Here is a 2,043-nt window from a genome sequence, read left to right as displayed (position 1 = left end):
GAGGCCGCCCCCGCCGCCGCAGCGCCTGCCGCTGCCGGGGTAGCCGCGCACGCCAAGCGCGGCACCGTGGAGAAGGCCTCGCGCATCCGCCAGGTCATCGCCCGCCGCATGCGCGAATCCCTGGACATCTCCACCCAGCTGACCCAGGTCATCGAGGTGGACATGACCCGGGTGGCCAAGCTCCGGACGGCCGCCAAGGACAAGTTCCTGGCCCAGAACGGCGTCAAGCTGACTTTCCTGCCCTTCTTCGCCAAGGCCGTGGCCGAGGCGCTGAAGCAGCACCCGAAGCTGAACGCCTCCTACGACGAGTCCACCCAGGAGATCACGTACCACAACGCCGAGCACCTGGCGATTGCGGTGGATACCGAGAAGGGCCTGCTGGTTCCGGTGATCAGCGATGCCGGCAGCCTGAACCTGGCCGGCCTCGCCGGCAAGATCGCCGACGTCGCCGCGCGCACGCGCAGCAACAAGATCGCCCCGGACGAACTCTCGGGCGGCACGTTCAGCATCACCAACATCGGCAGCGTCGGCGCCCTGTTCGATACCCCGATCATCAACCAGCCGCAGGTCGGCATCCTGGGCACCGGCGCCATCGTCAAGCGCCCCGTGGTGATCACCAATGAGGACGGCGACGACGTGATCGCCATCCGCTCGATGGTCTACCTGTCCCTGACCTACGACCACCGCCTGGTGGATGGCGCGGACGCCGGACGCTTCCTGCAGACGCTGAAGGCCCGGCTGGAAGAGGGCGCCTTCGAGTCGGACCTCGGCCTCTGACGGACCGCAGGCACGACGGCGGGCGGGCACCTCGGGTGCCCGCCCGCCGTCGGCGCTTCCGGCGCCCGCACGGTTCTACTACGCGTTGTAGAAAAGTTATCCGGGGCGCGGCCGCCGCGGACCGGGATGTCGACATTTGGTCGATAAGATCGAGCGTATGGAATTCCTTCGGTACCTGCTCCTTTTCATCCATATCCTCGGCGTGGCGGCGATTGTCGGCGTTTGGTTCGCCACCTTCCGCAGGCCCGGCGTCAGCCCGTGGCAGTTCCACGGCGCCTGGGTCCAGCTGCTGACCGGCCTGCTGCTGGTCGGCGTCATCCAAATGGGCCACAGCGCGAACCTCGCCGGATTCCCGGAAGGCCCCAACAACGTCAAGGTCGCGGTCAAGCTGGTCATCGCCCTGGTCGTCTTCGTGGCCGCCATCATCGGCTACCGCAAGCAGAAGAAGGGCCAGCCGGTCAGCACCGGCCTGGCGCACGCCGTCGGCGGCATGGCGCTGATCAACGTCGCCGTCGCCACCCTCTGGCAGTAAATCCCACGGCACCTCCGGCGGCCGGTCTCCCAGGACGGGAGACCGGCCGCGCCTTTGCTGCGGTGGCCATCAACCGGACCGCCCCCTAGGATGAAACCGATGGGACCGGCACACGATGCCGGCTCTGCACCAGGAAGCGACCTCGCAAGAGGCAAGATCAAGGAGCACACATGGCTACAACCCGTTCTGCCCACACCGTCTGGAAGGGCGACCTGCTGACCGGATCCGGCCAGACCACCCTGGACACCTCGGGCCTGGGCACCTACGACGTCACCTGGAAGGCGCGCACTGAGGAATCCGAAGGCAAGACCAGCCCCGAGGAGCTGATCGCCGCGGCGCATGCCTCCTGCTACTCGATGGCCTTCAGCAACATCCTCAAACAGGCCGGACACGCTCCCGAGGAGATCAATACGGCGGCCGAGGTCGACTTCGATACCTCCAGCGGGGCACGCATCAGCGAAATCCGCCTGACTGTCAACGCCACCATTCCCGGCATCGGCGAGGAGGACTTCCAGCGCCTTGCCGAGGACGCGAAGAAGGGCTGCCCGGTCTCCCAGGCGCTGGCCTCCGTCCCAAGCATCACCCTGCAGGCCACGCTCAAGAGCTGAACTGCGGGCCACGGACTGCAGGCTGCCCCCACCCGCTGCCGGGGCCCGATGACGGGCCCCGGCAGCGGGCATTAAGCCCCGGTCCGGCCGGCCTGCTGCAGGCCGGCCTGCTGCGGACGCGGCGGC

3 protein-coding genes are annotated in these 2,043 nt (G+C 67.9%); all 3 read left to right on the top strand.

What is annotated here, in order from left to right; genetic code table 11:
- Positions 1–777: 2-oxoglutarate dehydrogenase, E2 component, dihydrolipoamide succinyltransferase (gene sucB, locus ACFQ36_RS22365; RefSeq protein ID WP_377017715.1), on the top strand; the 777-nt coding region annotated here is incomplete at its 5' end.
- A gap of 157 nt (positions 778–934) precedes the next feature.
- Positions 935–1,309, top strand: coding sequence for a hypothetical protein (locus ACFQ36_RS22360; protein WP_377017713.1), 375 nt, complete (start codon positions 935–937; stop codon positions 1,307–1,309).
- Positions 1,310–1,479: 170 nt separating this feature from the next.
- Complete coding sequence (locus ACFQ36_RS22355) at positions 1,480–1,917, top strand: OsmC family peroxiredoxin (protein WP_377017711.1); 438 nt, start codon at positions 1,480–1,482, stop codon at positions 1,915–1,917.
- The last annotated feature ends 126 nt before the right edge of the window (positions 1,918–2,043 follow it).

It is taken from the genome of Arthrobacter sp. GCM10027362 (assembly GCF_042679445.1).
Taxonomy (GTDB): domain Bacteria; phylum Actinomycetota; class Actinomycetes; order Actinomycetales; family Micrococcaceae; genus Crystallibacter.
This window is presented reverse-complemented; position numbering and strand designations above follow the sequence as displayed.